Genomic DNA, 15089 nt, shown 5'->3' on the forward strand with positions numbered 1-15089 from the left:
TGGGTCTCCCTCCGGGGTCGGACACGATCGTGCGCCCCGAGCCTGCCCGAGGAACGGCCCGCGTACCACCGCGGCGGAGGCGGCTGTCAGTGGCCGATGAGAGGCTCGGGGTGGGCATTGACCGCCATGGCAAGGAAGGCGCAGGCATGACGACCACGACCGGTAGCTACCTCACCCTGGACGACGGCCGTCCCGGCGTCCGGTTCACCCGCACGTACGAGAAGCCGATCGACCGCGTCTGGCGCTATGTCACCGACCCGGCCGACCTCACGCACTGGTTCCCCTCGAAGTTCGAGGCCGGGGAACTGAGCCCCGGCGAGACGATCCGCTTCTTCGACGACCCGAACATGCCGGAGTCCGTGGGCACGATCGTCGCCGCGGAGCCGCCACGCCACTTCTCCTTCACGTGGGGAGGTGACGAGCTCCAGTACGACCTGGAGGAGCGCGGTGACGGAGGCACGCACCTGACGCTCACGAACGTACTGCTGAGCGCGGACGCGGCGGCACGAAATGCGGCGGGCTGGGAGGTCTGCCTGCTGGCCCTCGACGCGGCAGACCGCGGCGAGCCCCTGTCGGAGGACCACACGGGAGCGACGCCGCCGTGGAAGGAGCTGTACGACGCCTACGTGGCCGCGGGCTTCCCGTCCGGCGCGCCCGTGCCCGGCTTGGACGAGGGCTCCTGAGGTGCGCGCACCGCGTGTGCGCGCGGTCACCGTCTGAATAGCGGGATCCCACGAACGGGCGCAAAATCGGACACATGTCCTTTATGTCCGCGAGTGTGACGTGGCTCGGACTCGGCCTCACGGTCGGTACCGCGGGACTGGTGACCTACGGTCTTGCGGTGCTCCCGTGCGGGGCTTCTGTCCGACAGCAGGATGCCGAGGCGGTCTGCCGCCCGGCCAGGCGGACGGCGCTCGTCCTCGGTGCCCTCGGCATCGCGGCGTTCGCCGTCGGAACGGTGTTCCTGTTCCTGGGCGTGACGAGATCCGGCTGAGCGCGGCCGGGGAACGCTTCCAGAACTTCTTCCCGGAAGCCGTCACACATCCGTCGTGGCGCGTGTCGTAGCAGCGAGAGTCACGTAACGAGTGAAGGAGTACTCCATGACCAGCGGTCAGCACACGATCATCGCCCCCGTCCGGGACCTCGCCGCCGCCAAGGCCGTCTACACCAAACTGCTCGGCGTGGAGCCGTCCTCGGACGAGGCGTACTACGTGGGCTACGACGTGGCGGGACAGCACTTCGGCCTGAACCCGGGCGGACACCAACAGGGCATGACCGGTCCCGTGGGTTACTGGACCGTCGACGACATCCAGGGGATGGTCAAGTCCCTCGTCGAGTCCGGCGCCGAGATCGTCCAGGACGTCACGGAGGTCGGGCCGGGACGACGGATCGCGTCGCTGAAGGACGCGGACGGCAATGTCTTCGGCGTGCTCCAGGACAGCTGACCGGGGCGACTGACGGGGTCGAGGGGCCGGGTCGACCACGAGCGGTGGGGCCGCGGCCCGAAGGCCACGGCCCCACCCGATCCCGCTTTTACTGGTCACCGCCGCCGTAGGGGCGCGTGATCACTTCCATGCCGTGGTGCGCGGGGTCCATGAAGTACACGCCACGGCCTCCGTCGTTGTGATTGATCTCGCCCGGCTGCGCGCGGTGCGGATCCGCGTAGTACGTCAGCCCCGCATCCTTGATCCGCCGGAAGACCCCGTCGAACTCCTCCTCGGTGGCGAGGAAGGCGTAGTGCTGCGTGACGATGGACCCGGCGGGGACCGTCGCGAAGTCCAGGGTGACACCGTTGCTGAGGTCGAGCGGGATGAACGGGCCCCATTCGTCGCCCACTTCGAGTCCCAGGATGTGCGCGAGGAACTCGGCGGACTCCCGGTTGTCCCGGGAGTGGACGATGGTGTGATTGAGCTGAACCGCCATGGTGGATTGCCTCCAGAAGGCAACTCCGGCACCTCCATGCCTCACCCGGTCGGTGACCGGCACGCGATGCTGCCGGGGATCTTAGACACGGTGCCGCGCTCGGGGCCAGTCCATTTCCCGTCCCGGCGTCAGTCCAGGACCAGTTCCGGGTCGTACATGTCGAGCCAGAGCGCCAGGTCCAGCGTGCGCTCCAGGCCACGCCGCGAGGCCTGCGTGATCTGCGGGGTCTCGCGGTGGGCGGCGACACTGAGCCGGTCCCTGTCGACGATCTCGAAGACCCGGTGCGAGGGCTTCGCGAGCAGGTCCTTGGCGTGCTCCTGCAGCGCGAGCGCGTACTTCGGGTCCTGCGTCGACGGGTAGGGGCTCTTGACCCGGTCGTACACCGACGTCGGCAGCACGTCCGCCGTCGCCTCGCGCAGCAGGCTCTTCTCGCGCCCGTCGAACGACTTCAGCGCCCACGGTGTGTTGTAGACGTACTCGACGAGCCGGTGGTCGCAGAACGGGACCCGCACCTCGAGGCCCACCGCCATGCTCGCCCGGTCCTTGCGGTCGAGCAGGACCCGCACGAAGCGGGTCAGGTGCAGATAGCAGATGCGGCGCATCCGGTACTCGAAGTCGCTCTCGCCCTCCAGGCGCTTGATGTCGCGCACCGCCTCGGTGTAGCTGTCGGCGGTGTACCCCTCCAGGTCGAGCCGCTTGGTGAGCTCGGGCCTGATCACGTCCGAGTCGTCACCGATGTGCTTGCCCATGCTCACCAGCCACGGGAACGCCTCCGCGCTTCGGGCCTCCTCGTCGAAGAACTGGAGGTAGCCGCCGAAGACCTCGTCCGCGGACTCGCCGGACAGGGCGAGCGTCGAGTGCTCGCGGATCGCCTTGAACAGCAGGTACAGGGAGGCGTCCATGTCGCCGAACCCCGCCGGAATGTCGCGCGCCCGGATGACGCGGGCGCGCACCTCGGGGTCGGCGAGCGCGTTCGAGTCGAGCACGATGTCCTGGTGGTCGGTCTCCGACGCCCGCGCCACGTCGTGCACGAAGGGGGTGTCGGGCGTGCCGCGCAGCTCGTCCGCGATGAAGTTCTCGGCCTGGCCGAGGAAGTCGACGGCGAAACTGCGCACGGTCTCCTGCCCGGCCAGCTGCTTCGCGGCGATCGCCGTCATCGCGGAGGAGTCGAGGCCGCCCGACAGGAGCGTGCAGCGCGGCACGTCCGAGACGAGCTGGCGGCGCACGATGTCGTCCAGCAGCTCGCGCACGTGGGCGATGGTCGTTTCCTGGTCGTCGGTGTGCGCCTTCGTCTCCAGCGTCCAGTACGCGCGCTGCCGCAGCCCGGAGCGGTCGACGGTGACGACGGTGCCCGGCACCACCTCGTTCATCCCGTCCCAGACGGCATGCCCCGGAGTCTTCACGAACGTGAACAACTCACGCAGGCCGTCGAGGGTGACACGGCGCGCGGCGAGCGGGTTGGCGAGGATCGCCTTGGGCTCCGAGCCGAACAGCACGCCGTCCGGGGTCTCGTAGAAGTAGAAGGGCTTGATGCCCATCCGGTCGCGGATCATGACGAGCTTGTCGGTGCGGCCGTCCCAGATGGCGAACGCGTACATGCCGTTGAGCCGCTCGGGCAGGTCCTCGCCCCACTCGAGGTAGCCGTGCAGCACCACCTCGGTGTCGGAGTCCGTGCGGAACTCATGGCCGAGAGCCGCCAGTTCGGCGCGGAGCTCCGTGTAGTTGTACGTCTCGCCCGAGTACACCAGGGCGACGTTCCCGTCCGGTGTCTCGACGGTCATGGGCTGCCGGCCGCCCGGCAGGTCGATGATGGCGAGCCTGCGGTGACCGAGCGCCGCCGGGCCCTCGATCCAGGTGCCGCGGTCGTCGGGACCGCGGCACTCCATGGTCTGGGTCATCGCATCCACTGTCTCGGCCGAGGCCCGCAGGTCACGGTCGAAGGAGACCCAACCGGTGATGCCACACATAACGCTTCCTCCCGCAAACAAGATGTACGCAGCAGTTATGTTTCGAGCGTGTGTCATCGCGGCGGGGTCGGTCAATGCACCTGTAACGCAAGAGGAATGGCGAACCGAGCGATTCAAGCCGCCGTCGGGCCGAAAAGCGGAACGATCCCCTTCGCAAACCCCTTGCGGCGTGGGCCTCGTGAATAAAGTTGCCTTGGGCGACCAGAATGATCCGGCCATCGGCAAAGACTTGATCAATCCTCGAACGTCGCCGCCGCGAGCCCGAAGGACAGGGTCATGCCGATCCCCGACGTCACCGAGATCGCCCGCACACCCGGCGCCACGTCGCGCACGAGCAGCGGACCTTGGGGGCTGCTGGCGTACACGCCCTGCCAGCGTTCGGTGACCCGCACCGACGGCACGCCCAGGACGCGGGAGGCCTCGCGCAGCAGCAGCTCCGTCGTCGCCTCGTCCTGGAACGGGATCTCCGTCGCGTCGTACGCGTGCGAGTCGCCGACCAGGACCGTGCCGTCGGGCAGCCGCGTGAACATCACGTTGGCGACCACGTCCAGCAGTTCGGGGCTGTGCGCGGTGACCTCGTCCCGAAGGCGGTCGGACGAGGGCATCGCCGTGAAGCCGTCGTAGCGCAGCATCGACGTCGCGGTCAGGACGGCCGAGTCCGTGCGGAAGGCGTCGGGCGCCGCGACCCGGGTCATGGACAGGCGGCACCGCTCGATGCCGTGCGCCTCCGCCTCGGCCGGATACAGGCGGTCCAGGTCATGGCCGACGCAGAGCAGGATCCGGTCCCCGTGCACAGGCCCGCGGCTGGTGTGCACCGTGCCGGACTCGACGCCGACCACGTTCGTTCCCCAGGTGACCGTCACACCGGGCTGCTCGGCCAGCCAGTCCGCGAGCCGCGGCGCCGCCTCGCGCGGGTCGACCCGGAGGTCCGCGGGCAGCAGCGCGCCGCCGACCAGGTCCTCGCGCCCCTCGGCGGAGCGGCCGAGCGCCTCGCCCACCTCCTCGCGCGTCCGCAGCCGCACCGCGTCCGCGCCACGCTCGTCGCGCAGCTCCTCCAGGACCGCCAGCTCGGTCGCCGACCGGGCTACCACCAGCGCGCCGGCCTCGGGCGCCCACAGCCCGGCCGACTTGGCGGCGTCCAGCCAGCCGGAGCGCGAGCGCAGCGCGAGGTCGAGGAGTTCGCCGCGCTGCGCCGTGACACAGCAGTGGCCGAAGTTGCGCACGGACGCGCCCACCGGCCGCCGGTCCCGCTCGACCACCGTGACGCTGAGCCCCCGGCGCACCGCCTCGAAGGCGTGGGCGAGGCCGACGATGCCGGCGCCGACCACGACGAGGTCGCTGCGGCCGGAGGGAAGGGTGGTGGAGGGCGCTGATGCGTTGTTCATGACACCAAGCCTGCGGACCGCCCGCCACCACTCGCAAGGGTTGTCTATACAAGTTTCCTCGTTGTTTACCAGCTGTGCGCCGAGACTGCCCTTGCTCAGCTCGTCATCATGCTGAGAAACTCAACTTGTGAAGACAAGTAGTGAGGACGGGCCGCTGCACCAGCGGCTCGGCGCCGAGTTCCGGCGGCGCATCGAGTCGGGGGAGTGGCCCGAAGGGGCGCCCGTGCCGAGCGAGGCGCAGCTGTGCGAGGAGTTCGGGACCTCGCGCGGCCCCGTGCGGCAGGCGCTCGCGCAGCTGCGGGCCGACGGTCATCTGGCCGGCGGGCGCGGCAAGCCGCCCGTCGCCCGCAGGGTCACGCCCTCGCAGCCGTTCGCCTCCCTGATGTCGTTCACGCAGTGGGCCGAGTCGATCGGGCGGACCCCCGGCCAGCACACCGTCGAGGTGGCCCGGCGCCGCGCGAGCCCCGAGGCGGCCGCGCGCCTGGGCCTCGACGAGGGCGCGCCGGGCGTCGACCTCGTCCGGCTGCGCCATCTCGACGGGGTGCCGGCGATGGTCGAGCGGTCCACGTTCGTCCTCGACGTCGGCCTGCACCTGTTCGCGTTCGACCCGGACGAGGGCTCGGTCTACGACGCCCTCACCTCGTGCGGCGTCGACCTGCACCGCGCGCGGCACACCATCGACGCCGTCGCGGCGGATCCCGAGGACGCCGAGATTCTCGGCGTCGCGCCCGGTCAACCCCTGCTCCGCGTACGGAGGTTGGCGTACACCGGCGACGGCAGGCCCGTCGAGTACGCGGACGACCGCTATCTGCCGTCCATGGCCACGTTCACCATCGAGAACACCATGGACGGCCGCACCGTCGCCGCCCGCGGCGGCACCGCAGACACCCGCACCACACGTGAGGAAGCCCAGTGATCGAACTCGCCGTCTTCGACATGGCAGGCACCACCATCGACGAGCACGGGGCCGTATACGACGCGCTGCGACACGCCGTCGAGTCCACCGGCGTCCGCGTCGACCCGGTCGACCTTCAGACCTGGATGGGCACCGACAAGCGCGAGGCCATCGCCGCGCTCGTCCGCATCGGCGGCGGCGCCCCCGACGCGGAGCTCGTCGAGCGACAGTACGGGGTGTTCCGAGCCACCCTGCACGAGAGCTACGCGAAGCAGCCGCCGGAGCCGATAGCCCACGCGGACAAGGCACTTGAAGAGTTGCGCGCCCGCGGCATCAAGGTCGCCCTCACCACCGGCTTCAGCGCGGACGTGGCGTTGCCGCTGCTCGAATCGCTCGGCTGGTCCACCGGCGAGGGCGGCAACCTCGACGCGGTCGTCACCTCCGACGAGGTGCCCAGGGGCCGCCCCGCCCCGTACATGGTCCAGCGTGCGATGGAGAAGACCGGGACCGTCGATGTGCGGGGCGTCCTCGTGGCAGGCGACACGGTCGTGGACATGGAGGCCGGGTTCAACGCGGGCGCGGGTGTCGTGGTCGGCGTGCTCACGGGACAGCTCTCCCGCGAGCAGCTCGAAGCCCATCCGCACAGCTACGTACTGGACGGCGTCGCCGACCTCCCGGGGATCGCGGAGACCCGGAAGGCCGGCTGAGGACGTACGTCAGCTGAGCGCCGCGTCCACGATCGCCTGCGCCTCGCTCTGCACTTGGGCGAGGTGCTCGGCGCCGTGGAACGACTCGGCGTAGATCTTGTAGACGTCCTCCGTGCCGCTGGGCCGGGCCGCGAACCACGCGTTCTCGGTCGTGACCTTGAGGCCGCCGATGGCCGCGCCATTGCCCGGCGCCTCCGAGAGACGGGCCGTGATCGGCTCGCCCGCGAGGGTGTCGGCGGTGATCGCGTCGCCGGTCAGCTTCGCGAGGCGGGCCTTCTGCTCCTTCGTCGCCTTGGCGTCGACGCGCGCGTAGGCGGCGCCCGACGCCCCGTGCTCGGCGGCGAGTTCGGCGTAGTACGCGGACGGCGTCTTTCCGGTGACGGCGGTGATCTCGGCGGCCAGCAGGGCGAGCAGGATGCCGTCCTTGTCGGTGGTCCACACGCCGCCGTCCTTGCGGACGAAGCTCGCCCCGGCGCTCTCCTCGCCGCCGAACGCCACCGAGCCGTCGACCAGGCCCGGCACGAACCACTTGAACCCGACGGGGACCTCGACGAGTTCGCGACCGAGGGTGGCGGCGATCCGGTCGATGACGGCGGACGACACGAGTGTCTTGCCGACGGCCGCGGACGCCGGCCACTGGGGCCGGTGGCCGAACAGGTAGTGGATGGCGACGGCCAGATAGTGGTTCGGGTTCATCAGGCCCGCGTCCGGGGTGACGATGCCGTGCCGGTCGGCGTCCGCGTCGTTGCCGGTCAGCAGGTCGAAGTCATGGCGCCGGGCAAGGACCGAGGCCATCGCGGGCGCCGACGACGGGTCCATCCGGATCTTGCCGTCCCAGTCGAGCGTCATGAAACGCCACGTCGGGTCGGTCTCCGGGTTCACCACCGTCAGGTCGAGGTCGTACGTCTCGGCGATCCGCGACCAGTAGTGCACGCTCGCGCCGCCCAGCGGGTCGGCGCCGACCCGGACACCGGAGGCGCGGATGGCGTCGATGTCGATGATGTCCCTGAGGTCCTCGACGTAGCGCTCACGGAAGTCGTACGGCTCCCAGGCCGTCTCGTCGACCGTACGCGGAGCGGCCCAACTGCTGTCCTCCAGCAGCTCGTTGGCGCGATCGGCGATCCACGAGGTGGTGGCGGAGTCGGCGGGGCCGCCGTGCGGAGGGTTGTACTTGAAGCCGCCGTCGCGGGGCGGATTGTGGCTCGGCGTGATCACGATGCCGTCGGCGCGGTCGGCTGTCTCGTCCCGGTTCCAGCGCAGGATCGCGTGGCTGAGCGCGGGCGTCGGCACGAAGTCCCCGTGTGCGTCGGCCAGCACCCGCACGTCGTGCGCCGCGAGGACGCCGAGGGCGGTCCTCAGGGCGGGCTGCGACAGGGCGTGCGTGTCCGGGCCGATGAAGAGGGGGCCCGTGATGCCCTCGGCCGTGCGGTGTTCGACGATCGCCTGGGTGATCGCGGCGATGTGCTTCTCGTTGAAGGCTCCGTCGAGGCTGGAGCCGCGATGGCCACTCGTGCCGAAGACGACGCGCTGCTCGGGGCGCGTGACGTCGGGCTCCCGCGTGTAGTACGCGTCGATCAGCTCGTCGACGTCGACGAGATCGCCCGGCAGGGCGGGGGTTCCTGAGCGCTCAGCAGTCATGGGAGCAGTCTCCCACCTGCGCCTATGAAGAAAAGCGGGCGGCACAGGTGGGAGACGGGTTCCGGACTTTCGTGTCCCGGGCGGCGCTCAGTCCTCCCCGGACTCCTGCTGGTTCTTGACGATCTCCGAGAGCACCGCGAGGACCTGCGACTCGGCCTGGTCCTTCTCGATTCCGAGACCGTTGAGCAGCCCCGAGCCGTTCTCGTGCTCCAGGAGCGCGAGCAGGATGTGCTCGGTGCCGACGTAGTTGTGGCCCAGGCGCAGTGCCTCACGGAACGTCAGCTCCAGCGCCTTCTTGGCGTCGGCGTCGAACGGCACCAGGGCCGGCATGTCGTCGGACTTGGCGGGCAGTTCGGCCGTGGCGGCCTGCCGCACCGTGTCCAGGAGCACGTCCTGCGCGACGATCGCCCGGGCCGCCAGGCCCTCCGGCTCGTGCAGCAGCCCGAGTACCAGGTGCGCGGGGGCGATGGTGGCGTTGCTCGCGGCGCGGGCCTCGTTCTGCGCGGAGACGATCACGTTGCGGGCGCGGTCGGTGTAGCGGTTGAAGCCCTGGCTGGGGTCGAGGTCGGACTCGGAGCCCTTGGCCACGAAGCGCTTCTGCGCGGCCTGTCGGGTGACTCCCATGCTCTTGCCGATGTCCGTCCAGGAGGCGCCGGAGCGGCGGGCCTGGTCGACGAAGTGGCCGATCAGATGGTCGGCGATGTCGCCGAGGTGGTCCGCCGCGATGACGGCGTTCTGGAGCTGGTCGAGTGCGTCGGTGTTCGACTTCTTGATGGCGTCGATCAGGTCGTCGAGGCGGATGGAAGGCGTGTTGCCGCCGGAATCGGTCATGATGCAACCGTAGGTTGACAGTATCGAGGTGTCAACCCGACGTTGACACTCTTCTGGTTCGGTTCACACCGCCGGCGGATTCAGCTGCCGGAACCCGTCCTGGGTCCGGTACGGGTAGTAGGGATACGGCGCCTTCGTCTCGCTCGCCGCGTCCAGCTTCGCCACCTGTTCGGGGGTGAGCTCCCAGCCGATGGCGCCCAGGTTCTGCGTCAGTTGCTCCTCGTTGCGGGCCCCGATCAGCACCGTGGACACGGTGGGCCGGCGCAGCAGCCAGTTGATGGCGATCTGCGGGACGGCCTTCCCGGTCTCCTCGGCGATCTCGTCCAGCGCGTCCACCACCCGGTACAGGTGCTCGTCCTCGATCGGCGGTCCGAACCGCGCGGTCTCGTGCAGCCTGCTGTCGGCGGGCAACGGCTGCCCGCGCCGGATCTTGCCCGTGAGTCGACCCCAGCCGAGCGGGCTCCACACCACGGCGCCGACGCCCTCCTCCTTGGCGAGCGGCATCAACTCCCACTCGTAGTCCCGGCCGGCGAGCGAGTAGTACACCTGGTGTGCGGCGAACCGCGGTCGCCCGTGCTTCTCCGCCTCGGCGAGCCCCTTCATCAGCTGCCAGCCCGCGTAGTTGGAGACGCCGGTGTAACGGACCTTTCCGGCGCGCACCAGGTCGTCGAGCGTGGCGAGCACCTCCTCGACCGGTGTGCTCGCGTCGTACGCGTGCAACTGGAACAGGTCGATGTGGTCGGTGTCGAGGCGCCGCAGCGCGGTGTCAACGGACGCGATCAGGCGCGAGCGCGACACTCCGGCGTCGTACGGCCCGTCGCCGGTCGGCAGTGCCGCCTTGGTCGAGATGAGTGCCTGGTCGCGGCGGCCCTTGAGCGCGGCGCCGAGTACTTCCTCGGAGGCTCCGTCCGAGTACACGTCGGCGGTGTCGAACAGGGTGACCCCGGCCTCCAGGCTGAGGTCGACCATCCGTCGCGCCTCGTCGATCCCGTTCGTCCCCCACGCCGAGAACAGGGGGCCACGCCCGCCGAAGGTTCCGGCCCCGAAACTCAACGCCGGAACCTTCAGTCCGGACGTCCCCAGCTGTCGGTACTCCATGTCGGTCCCCTTGGTGGTCGCGTGTGTCGACGAGTCCATCACCTAACGGGAAGGAAATCCCATTAGGTGATGACGCAACCGTAGCAGGGGGTCGCCCAATAATGGAACCGTGGTGCCGATTGGTCGGTAGGGCTACGGCAGAGGGAGTTGCGGTGAGGGAGAATCGAACACGTCACGAACCGCCGCTCCACGTCAGGGGAACCAGTCCGATGCCCGCAGCCCACGTCACCCTCGCCGACGTCCTGAGCGCCGCCGCACCGGAGGCGACCGGCGCCCTCTGGCGACTCGACGGCGCGGCCCGCCAGCTCGACGCCAACGTGGTCCGCCTGCGACCGGGCGGGGGCGGCGACGCGTATGTGGAGGCCGAACTCGACGTGCTCCTCGTCGTCGTGGAGGGGCACGGCACACTGCACCGCGCGGGCGTGGACGAGGAGGTGGCGCCCGGCACGCTCGTGTTCGTGCCGCGCGGCGAGCGGCGCTCGGTCAGCGCCGGTACGGACGGGCTCGTCTACCTCACGGCACACCGCAGGCGGCCCGGCATGACCATCCGCCGCGCCGAACCGCAGGTCACGGCCGAGGGCGGCGAGGCACCTTGTCTGCTGCCCCGGGTGTGCGCGTCCTGCGGCAGGGCCGCCGACGGCGCCGGCGCGCGGTACTGCGCCCGGTGCGGGGAGCGCCTGGAGGGACAGGGAGAGGCACCTTGATCCGGCCTTACTTGAGCCGCAGGGATCACGCCAGACGGCGCGTTCCGTCGTTCAAGTACCGCTCTGAGTACGGGATGTGGCGCCACACCCCGTCACTTCACGCCACTGATTCAATACGTGAAGTTACCGAAATCCGGGGGTGCGGGATGAAGTCCGCGGCCGCCTTCGGCAGACTCTGGGGCACGGCGGCCGCACACTCGGGCAGTGGCCGCCAGGGGAGGGAGCACCATCGGGGAGTCCGTGGGCGTGGGGCACGCGGACTCCCCGACCCGCCGCCCCGACACTCCGCAGGCGCTGCGCGGCACGGAGCCCGCCGCTGATTACGGTTCCGGCATGGCCGACTACCGCATTGAGACCGTCCGCAACGGCGACCGTGACTGGACCGCCCGCAACGACCGGGGAGCCGAGGTCCGCATCGCCCCCGCCGACAGCGAGGGCGCCCAGCCGTCCTTCACCCCGGTCGAACTCCTCCTCGCCGCGCTCGGCGGCTGCGGCGGCCTCGTCGTCGACCGCACGGCCCGCACCGTGCCGCACGACGAACTGCGCATCACCGTCGAGTCCGTGTCACGGCCGGAGGACGACGGGCGCGTGGGAGCCGTCCGTGTGTCGTACAAGGTCGAGCTGCCGGGGGGCGACACGGGCGCCGCCGAGGCGCTCGAACGCGGCATCCGGCTGACCCACGAGAAGTACTGCACGGTCAGCCGCACCGTCGAACACGGCGCGCGCGTCGCGGCGTTGGGCCCCGACGGCACGATGCTCTTCATGGGTGGCTGAGTCGGCGACCGGGTCGCGTCGGGCGGGCCGGCGGCGGTGCGCCACCGGCCCCGTGCTGCCCTACGGCAGCGCGTGTACCTTCGGACCCACCGCGTTCGACCAGGCGTTGCCCGCCGTCGCGTCCCAGTTCGTGGACCAGGTCATCGCCCCGCGCAGCCCCGGATAGGTCTTCGCGGGCTTGAACGTGCCGCAGCCGGTGCCGCGCGCCAGACAGTCCAGCGCGTTGTTCACGACGGACGGGGCCACGTAGCCGCTGCCCGCGCCCCGCGTCGACGCGGGCACGCCGAGCCCGACCTGTGAGGCGTCGAGGCCGCCCTCCAGCTGGATGCAGGCGAGCGCCGTAAGGAAGTCGACGGAGCCCTGGCTGTAGACCTTGCCGTCGCAGCCCAGCATCGAACCGCTGTTGTAGTACTGCATGTTGACGACCGTGAGGATGTCCTTCACGTTCAGCGCCGTCTTGAAGTACTCACCCGACGTCGACTGCATGTCGATGGTCTGCGGCGCCATCGTCAGGACCAGCTTGCCGCCCGCCTTCGCCGACAGCTGGCGCAGCGCCTTCGACATGTACGTCGAGTTGAGGCCGTTCTCCAGGTCGATGTCGACACCGTCGAAGCCGTACTCCCGCATCAGCGCGTACGCGCTGTCCGCGAACGCCGTGGCCGAGGCGTCGCTGTTCACCGAGACGGAGCCCTTCTCGCCGCCGACCGACAGGATCACGGACTTGCCCGCCGCCTGCTTGGCGGCGATGTCGGCCTTGAAGTCGCTGGTCGACGCGTAGCCGACGGCCGGGTCCAGGTTGAAGGCGAGCTGGCCCGGTGTGCTCGTGGCGTCGGCGAAGGACACCGCGATGATGTCGTACTGCGCCTGCACGTCACGCAGCTTCTGGACGGTCGCCCCGTTGTCGAAGTTCTGCCAGTACCCGGTCAGCGCGTGCTTGGGCACCGTTCCACCGCCGGGGTTGCCGCCGGACGTGCCGGTCCGCGCGGTCACCGCCGCCGACTTCCCGGACTCGCCCGCCGCGTTCGTCGCGGTGACCTGGAAGCTGTACGAGGTGTCGGCCGCGAGCCCGGTGACGGACGCCGAGGCACCCGTGACGGCGGCGACCTTCGTGCCGTCCCGGTACACGTTGTAGCCGGTGGCGTTCGAGACGGGGGTCCAGGAGAGGCCGACCGAGGACGAGGTGGTCGCGCCCGCCGCGAGCCCGGTCGGTGCGGCCGGGACCACGACCGGGTCCGTGCCGCCGCCCCCGTCGGGGCCCAGGACGTTCACATCGTCGACGTAGTACGCGCTCTGCCCGTACCAGCCGTGCGTGTAGATCGTCACCGAGCTCGTGTTCGCGCCGGTCTTGAAGCTGGTGGTGAGCTGCTGCCAGGAGGAGCTGCCCGGTGTCCACGTGGACACGTCGGTGGTGCCGGTGCCGCTCGCGCCGAGATAGGCGTAGCCACCCTGCACCCAACTGCTCAGGCTGTACGTCGAGTTGGGCTTTACCTGGACGGTCTGGCTGCACTTGGCGTTGTCCTGGCCCGACGGAGCGCCCTTGAGGGCCTTCGTGCCGCCGTGCACGGGCGAGGTCACGGCGGACCCGCTGCCCGCCGTGCACGTCCAGTTGCTCAGGTCCGACTCGAAACCGGCGTTCTTGGCGACGTTGACGTCAGCGGCCTGCGCGGGCGCGGCGAGCGCGGTGACGCCGAGTGAGGCGGCCGCCAGGACGGCGAGAGCGAGGCCGGGTCTGCGTCTGCGAGGGCGTGCACGGTCCACGGTGAGCCTCCTGGGAAGAGGTGGGGATGCTGCGGATGTGAACGGTGGCCACCGCTGTGTGCGCCAAAGTTGGTTCAGACCAATGGAGTTGTCAAGACCTCCGGCGCGCGCGAGAACGGCGCCGGACGAGAGGTCCGGCGCCGCTGGCGAAGGCGGAAGAGTGGCGGGTTCAGCTCAGTCCGCGCAGGTAGGCGGCCTGTCCCACGTGTTGCAGGTCGTCCGCGAGCACGCTGATGAGCCGGACTCCCAGCGTCACCGGCGGATCCCAGCCCTCGTCGACGACGCGGTCGAGATCGGCGTCCTTCAGGCCGCCGAGGAACCCGAGCGTCTGCTCGTGCACCGCGTCGTAGTAGCCCACGAGGAGCTCGCTCGAGGCGACCCGCACCTGGCCCACCTGCTTCGGCGTGTGTCCGAACCCGGTGTCCGACTCGGCGAGCGGCAGATCGAACCGCTCCGCCCAGCCGTCCGCGAGCCACACCTGGTCGAGTCCCGCGGCATCGGCGACATGGTCGTCCTGAACGCGAGTGAGATGCCAGATCAGCCAGGCAATGGAATTCGCCGTGTCTTCGGGACGCTCGTGCAGCGCGTCGACGGAAAGTCCCTCGACCGCCGCGTGCACCTCTTCCTGAATACGGTTGTAACCGTCCATGAGTACGTCATGTGAGCGCATGCGTGCAGTGTCTCCGACGCGCGGGATTTCGGCCAACGGGTGCCGTGAATATGCCCGGAGACTGGCGTGAAAGCCATGGTGACACCGCCCCCCAGGTGCCGATACTTGACGAGGGAACGGTTGAACGTTGTTCCTGGGCGGCGTCCCGCGGGCCGATTTCCGGGGCAATTCTCGCCGTTGCGGTGGAGCACTGATCGTTTGGCACAACAGTCAATGCAGTCGGACGCCGGACAATGGGGGAGACCGTGCACGACGAATTCCTGTGCCATGTCACCGCGTACGGAATCTTCGGTGGCCGGCGCGTGGGTGTTCCGCTCGGCACATATCGCGCCCCCACGCTCGCGCTGGCCCTGTGGTGGCTGCGCGACCGGGCCATGTGGATGGCCGAGCGCCTCGACCCGCGCCCCGGCCTGAGCCACTTACCCGAGGGTGCGCTGACGCCCATGGCCGAGGACGCACCCGATGTGCCGGAACAGCTGCGGGCCTGGTGCGCGGACCCGGAGGAACAGGAGAACGTCGCGGAGGAGTTGGCCTCCGGGCGGCTCGTCCGGATCGCGACCCGTGACGACACCACCGAGTACGAACTCCTCGCCGAATCCGTCGACGCGGTCCGCATGGCCCGCACCCAGCCGCGCTGCCGCGGCCCACGGCGTCGCGTGACGATCAGCAATAGTCACTGACAAGAGTGACACGGCGCTTGAGCGCGCCGACTCCGGGGCAGTCTGATCACGCTCAGTAA

16 protein-coding genes are annotated in these 15089 nt (G+C 70.0%); 8 read left to right on the forward strand and 8 right to left on the reverse strand.

The genetic code is table 11. From position 1 onward, the window contains the following. Positions 1-146 precede the first annotated feature (146 nt). The 3 genes from ACIRHA_RS08590 (at position 147) to ACIRHA_RS08600 (ending at position 1445) form a co-directional block, all read left to right on the forward strand. Positions 147-683, forward strand: a complete 537-nt coding sequence (locus ACIRHA_RS08590; protein ID WP_403841527.1) for an SRPBCC domain-containing protein — start codon at positions 147-149, stop codon at positions 681-683. Between the two features lie 74 nt (positions 684-757). Further along, positions 758-994, forward strand: a complete 237-nt coding sequence (locus tag ACIRHA_RS08595; protein ID WP_403841529.1) for a hypothetical protein — start codon at positions 758-760, stop codon at positions 992-994. A 106-nt stretch (positions 995-1100) separates the two neighbouring features. After that, the gene (locus ACIRHA_RS08600; protein ID WP_403841531.1) at positions 1101-1445 is read left to right on the forward strand and encodes a VOC family protein; all 345 of its coding nucleotides are present in this window, start codon (positions 1101-1103) and stop codon (positions 1443-1445) included. Between the two features lie 88 nt (positions 1446-1533). Here ACIRHA_RS08600 and ACIRHA_RS08605 read toward each other — a convergent pair whose 3' ends face one another. The 3 genes from ACIRHA_RS08605 to ACIRHA_RS08615 all read right to left on the reverse strand — a co-directional run bounded on the left by ACIRHA_RS08605 (position 1534) and on the right by ACIRHA_RS08615 (position 5275). Further along, positions 1534-1923: a VOC family protein gene (locus ACIRHA_RS08605; protein WP_403841534.1), complete on the reverse strand. Its 390-nt coding sequence runs from the start codon at positions 1921-1923 to the stop codon at positions 1534-1536. Between the two features lie 128 nt (positions 1924-2051). Further along, complete coding sequence (gene asnB, locus ACIRHA_RS08610; protein ID WP_403841537.1) at positions 2052-3890, reverse strand: asparagine synthase (glutamine-hydrolyzing); 1839 nt, start codon at positions 3888-3890, stop codon at positions 2052-2054. 233 nt (positions 3891-4123) lie between these two features. Then, a complete protein-coding gene (locus ACIRHA_RS08615; RefSeq protein WP_403841540.1) occupies positions 4124-5275 on the reverse strand; it encodes a TIGR03364 family FAD-dependent oxidoreductase in 1152 nt (383 codons plus the stop codon). Positions 5276-5402: 127 nt separating this feature from the next. Here ACIRHA_RS08615 and ACIRHA_RS08620 point away from each other — a divergent pair, with 127 nt between their 5' ends. Further along, complete coding sequence (locus ACIRHA_RS08620; protein ID WP_403841543.1) at positions 5403-6191, forward strand: GntR family transcriptional regulator; 789 nt, start codon at positions 5403-5405, stop codon at positions 6189-6191. Next, positions 6188-6877, forward strand: coding sequence for a phosphonatase-like hydrolase (locus ACIRHA_RS08625; RefSeq protein WP_403841546.1), 690 nt, complete (start codon positions 6188-6190; stop codon positions 6875-6877). Before ACIRHA_RS08620 ends, ACIRHA_RS08625 begins: the two co-directional genes overlap by 4 nt. Positions 6878-6886: 9 nt before the next feature. Here ACIRHA_RS08625 and pgm read toward each other — a convergent pair whose 3' ends face one another. From pgm to ACIRHA_RS08640, 3 genes are all read right to left on the reverse strand, one after another. Beyond that, entirely contained in the window at positions 6887-8515 is a 1629-nt protein-coding gene (gene pgm, locus ACIRHA_RS08630; protein WP_403841549.1) for a phosphoglucomutase (alpha-D-glucose-1,6-bisphosphate-dependent), read from the reverse strand. 87 nt (positions 8516-8602) lie between these two features. Next, positions 8603-9346, reverse strand: coding sequence for a Clp protease N-terminal domain-containing protein (locus tag ACIRHA_RS08635; protein ID WP_403841552.1), 744 nt, complete (start codon positions 9344-9346; stop codon positions 8603-8605). A gap of 63 nt (positions 9347-9409) precedes the next feature. After that, complete coding sequence (locus tag ACIRHA_RS08640) at positions 9410-10444, reverse strand: aldo/keto reductase (protein WP_403842201.1); 1035 nt, start codon at positions 10442-10444, stop codon at positions 9410-9412. A gap of 209 nt (positions 10445-10653) precedes the next feature. Here ACIRHA_RS08640 and ACIRHA_RS08645 point away from each other — a divergent pair, with 209 nt between their 5' ends. Then, positions 10654-11148 (forward strand): cupin domain-containing protein, encoded by a 495-nt coding sequence (locus ACIRHA_RS08645; protein WP_403841555.1) that lies wholly within the window; start codon positions 10654-10656, stop codon positions 11146-11148. A gap of 204 nt (positions 11149-11352) precedes the next feature. Further along, positions 11353-11922: an OsmC family protein gene (locus ACIRHA_RS08650; RefSeq protein ID WP_403841558.1), complete on the forward strand. Its 570-nt coding sequence runs from the start codon at positions 11353-11355 to the stop codon at positions 11920-11922. A gap of 60 nt (positions 11923-11982) precedes the next feature. On the opposite strand, the gene ACIRHA_RS08655 is transcribed toward ACIRHA_RS08650, so the two are convergent. Both ACIRHA_RS08655 and ACIRHA_RS08660 read right to left on the reverse strand, forming a co-directional pair. Further along, a complete protein-coding gene (locus ACIRHA_RS08655) occupies positions 11983-13680 on the reverse strand; it encodes a chitinase (RefSeq protein ID WP_403841560.1) in 1698 nt (565 codons plus the stop codon). A gap of 169 nt (positions 13681-13849) precedes the next feature. Next, positions 13850-14350, reverse strand: a complete 501-nt coding sequence (locus ACIRHA_RS08660; protein WP_403841563.1) for a DinB family protein — start codon at positions 14348-14350, stop codon at positions 13850-13852. A gap of 245 nt (positions 14351-14595) precedes the next feature. Between ACIRHA_RS08660 and ACIRHA_RS08665 the strand changes: the two genes are divergently transcribed. Next, complete coding sequence (locus ACIRHA_RS08665; RefSeq protein ID WP_403841565.1) at positions 14596-15030, forward strand: hypothetical protein; 435 nt, start codon at positions 14596-14598, stop codon at positions 15028-15030. Positions 15031-15089 lie beyond the last annotated feature (59 nt).

It is taken from the genome of Streptomyces sp. NPDC102360, from assembly GCF_044766085.1.
Classification (GTDB): Bacteria; Actinomycetota; Actinomycetes; order Streptomycetales; family Streptomycetaceae; genus Streptomyces.

What these genes read in the sequence shown, in the direction of transcription:
- ACIRHA_RS08605 (WP_403841534.1), bottom strand. Translation starts at nt 1,923, where the DNA reads ATGGCGGTTCAGCTCAATCACACCATCGTCCACTCCCGGGACAACCGG.
- pgm (WP_403841549.1), bottom strand. Translation starts at nt 8,515, where the DNA reads ATGACTGCTGAGCGCTCAGGAACCCCCGCCCTGCCGGGCGATCTCGTC.
- ACIRHA_RS08590 (WP_403841527.1), top strand. Translation starts at nt 147, where the DNA reads ATGACGACCACGACCGGTAGCTACCTCACCCTGGACGACGGCCGTCCC.
- ACIRHA_RS08660 (WP_403841563.1), bottom strand. Translation starts at nt 14,350, where the DNA reads ATGCGCTCACATGACGTACTCATGGACGGTTACAACCGTATTCAGGAA.
- ACIRHA_RS08600 (WP_403841531.1), top strand. Translation starts at nt 1,101, where the DNA reads ATGACCAGCGGTCAGCACACGATCATCGCCCCCGTCCGGGACCTCGCC.
- ACIRHA_RS08635 (WP_403841552.1), bottom strand. Translation starts at nt 9,346, where the DNA reads ATGACCGATTCCGGCGGCAACACGCCTTCCATCCGCCTCGACGACCTG.
- asnB (WP_403841537.1), bottom strand. Translation starts at nt 3,890, where the DNA reads ATGTGTGGCATCACCGGTTGGGTCTCCTTCGACCGTGACCTGCGGGCC.
- ACIRHA_RS08615 (WP_403841540.1), bottom strand. Translation starts at nt 5,275, where the DNA reads ATGAACAACGCATCAGCGCCCTCCACCACCCTTCCCTCCGGCCGCAGC.
- ACIRHA_RS08640 (WP_403842201.1), bottom strand. Translation starts at nt 10,444, where the DNA reads ATGGAGTACCGACAGCTGGGGACGTCCGGACTGAAGGTTCCGGCGTTG.
- ACIRHA_RS08645 (WP_403841555.1), top strand. Translation starts at nt 10,654, where the DNA reads ATGCCCGCAGCCCACGTCACCCTCGCCGACGTCCTGAGCGCCGCCGCA.
- ACIRHA_RS08595 (WP_403841529.1), top strand. Translation starts at nt 758, where the DNA reads ATGTCCTTTATGTCCGCGAGTGTGACGTGGCTCGGACTCGGCCTCACG.